The organism is Burkholderia sp. E168m23, assembly GCF_016586125.1.
GTDB lineage: Bacteria > Pseudomonadota > Gammaproteobacteria > Burkholderiales > Burkholderiaceae > Burkholderia > Burkholderia orbicola.
The window spans coordinates 1-2,153 of record NZ_BCPP01001097.1; the positions used below are offsets into that span (position 1 = coordinate 1).

1 protein-coding gene is annotated in these 2,153 nt (G+C 70.8%); it reads right to left on the bottom strand.

Going from position 1 to position 2,153, the window contains the following annotated elements; translation table 11 throughout:
* On the bottom strand, nucleotides 1–2,153 hold a 2,153-nt coding region (gene cobN, locus JMF90_RS34475), incomplete at both ends, for a cobaltochelatase subunit CobN (RefSeq protein ID WP_201326106.1).

Sequence of the window (2,153 nt, forward strand, 5' to 3'; positions counted from 1 at the left end):
CCGAGCGACCATGCGGCCTGCGTCGGCACCGCGCGCGTATCGACCGAATAGAAATTGCGGCCCGTGGGCAGCACGTCGGGACGGCCGCGCGACGGCGAGCCGCTCGGCCCCGGGGGCACGAAGCGGCCGTCGAGCCCGCGCAGCAGCTGACGCATTTCCTCACCGCCGCACGCATCGAGTGCGGGCAACAGCGTCGAACGCACGCGTTCTAGCACCGCGAGCGTATGCGGCCATGCGCCGGGCGGCGGCATGTCGATGCCGGGTTCGTCTGAAGCGGCGCCGCACACGGCGTCCAGCCAGTGCTGCGCAAGCCGTTCGAGCCGCTCGCGCGTATCGCCGGCATGACGCCACGGCGACGCATCTAGCGCCTGCAGCACGGCCGGCCGCGGCCCGGTCCACGGCGCGGCCCAGTCGGCCGCGAGCGGATCGAAACCCTCGCCGAGCGCAAGATCGCGTGCGAGCGCGCCGATCAGCCCGGCCCGTTCGCCCTTGCCGTCGCCGACCGGAAAACGAGCCAACGCGAGCAGCGTGTCGCGCCGCTGGCGCTCGACCGGCGACGCGCCGAACACGTGCAGCCCGTCGCGAATCTGCGCTTCCTTCAATTCGCACAGCCACGCGTCGACGCGCGTGAGCAGCGCATCCTCGTCGCCCGCATCGCGCGGCGGCGACACGCTCAGCTCGTCGTGCAGGCGATGCTCGGCGATCGTCGCGAGGATCGTCTTGCGCAACAGCTTCGCGCGCCGCGCATCGACCATCAGCGCTTCGTAGTATTCGTCGACCTGCCGTTCGAGATCCTGCAGCGGGCCGTAGTTTTCCGCGCGCGTGAGCGGCGGCATCAGGTGATCGACGATCACGGCTTGCGCGCGGCGCTTCGCCTGGCTGCCCTCGCCCGGATCGTTGACGATGAACGGATACAGGTGCGGCAGCGGCCCGAGCGTCAGGTCGGGCCAGCACGCGTCGGACAGCGCGACGCTCTTGCCCGGCAGCCATTCGAGGTTGCCGTGCTTGCCGAGATGGATGACCGCGTCGACCTGATACGCATCGCGCAGCCAGAAATAGAACGCAAGATACGCATGCGGCGGCACGAGATCCGCATCGTGGTAGCTCGCGTAGTCGTTGTCGTCGCGCGAGCGCGACGGCTGGATGCCGACGAACACGTTGCCCGCGCGCCAGCCGGCGATCGTGAAACGCCGTTGCCGCAGCGTCGGGTCCGCTTCGGGCGGCCCCCACCGTTCGTTCAGCGCGTCGCGCACCGCGGCCGGCAGCTGCGCGAAACGCGCGACGTAGTCGGCCAGCGCGTAACTCTGAAACGCGGGACGCAGCGTGCGCACGGCGGGATCGTTGGTCACGCCTTCGGTGAGTTGCGCGATCAACGCGTCGCCGTCAGGCGGCAGGTCGGCCACGATGTAGCCCGCATCGCGCAGCGCCGCGAGCACGCGCAGCGCGGAGGCCGGCGTGTCGAGCCCGACGCCGTTGCCGATCCGCCCTTCGCTTTGCGGATAGTTCGCGAGAATCAGCGCGATGCGTTTGTCGGCGTTATCGAGCGTACGCAGTCGGCACCAGCCGCGCGCGAGCGCCGCGACGAACGCGATCCGCTCGGCATCCGGCTGATAGCGCACGACGTCGACCTCGGTATGCGGGCAGCGATACGCGAGCCCCTTGAAGCTCACCGCGCGCGTGACGATGCGCCCGTCGACTTCGGGCAGCGCGATATGCATCGCGATGTCACGTGCGTGCAGGCCCTGGTTGTCGGCCGCCCACGCGTCGCGATTGCCGCCGGACAGGATCACCTGCAGCACCGGCGCGTCGCCCGCGAGCACGTCGTGCTCGGGGCTGTCGATCGCGCCGGCCGCGAACGCGGTGGTATTCAGCACGAGCGCGACGCCGTGCGTATCGCAGAGCTGCGTGATGACCTCGCGGCTCACCGCGTCCTTCAGCGACGTCACCGCGATCGGCAGCGGGTTCAGCCCCTCGTCGATCAGTGCGTCGGCCAGCGCGTCGAACACGGCCGTGTTCGCGGCCTGCCAGTGCGCGCGATAGAACAGGATCGCGACGACCGGCGCGCCGGGCGTCCAGCGCGGCCGCCAGTCGTCGACGCTCGCGCGGTTGCGCGCCGGGTGATACAGCGCGGCGGCCGGCAGCGGGCGCGGCGG